This is a genomic window from Pseudomonas sp. EGD-AK9 (assembly GCF_000465935.2).
Lineage (GTDB): Bacteria > Pseudomonadota > Gammaproteobacteria > Pseudomonadales > Pseudomonadaceae > Aquipseudomonas.
The window spans coordinates 1-550 of sequence record NZ_AVOF01000958.1; the positions used below are offsets into that span (position 1 = coordinate 1).

The following is a 550-nucleotide window of genomic DNA, read 5'->3' on the forward strand; positions in this document are numbered from 1 at the left end:
GCCGCCATGGCGGACGAACACCAGCTCCAGCACGGCCAGCAGCTCGCTCTCCAGCGCCAGCGCGTCGCCGCGCTCGAACTCCTGCGCCAGACGCGCCAGACCCGCGGCGACCTGACCGTCGTCGGTCGGATTGAGGCTGCGAAAGCCATCGGGCAGGCGCTTGCGCCCGAGCAGCGCCGGCAGCCGCGCCTCCTCGATATAGAGCATGCGGTAGACCAGCCGCGGCGATTCGGCGTGGCCGGTGTGCGGCTCCTCGGGATTCATCAGTGACAGGGTACCGGCCGGCAGGGCATGGCGCTGACCACGGCACTGGTAGCCGCCGACGCCCGCCAGAATGGCGCCGACGGCGAAGGCATCGTGACTGTGGCGGCCGAACGCCTGCCCGGAGAAGTCGGCATGGAACAGCTCCACACCCGGCAGCCAGGGCTTGGCCAGCAGGCGATTGGCGTCCATCTAGCGTCCCGCCAGAATCGCCGCATAGCCCTCGCGGTAGCTCGGGTACCGCGGCGCCCAGCCCAGCGCGCGGGCGCGGGCGTTGCTGCAGCGCTTG

General features: G+C 71.5%; 1 protein-coding gene and 1 pseudogene. Both read right to left on the bottom strand.

Going from position 1 to position 550, the window contains the following annotated elements; translation table 11 throughout:
* On the bottom strand, positions 1-453 hold a 453-nt coding region (locus N878_RS25895), incomplete at its 3' end, for an AraC family ligand binding domain-containing protein (protein ID WP_021446373.1).
* Positions 454-550: pseudogene (locus tag N878_RS28755) on the bottom strand (SDR family NAD(P)-dependent oxidoreductase); the annotation flags it as partial.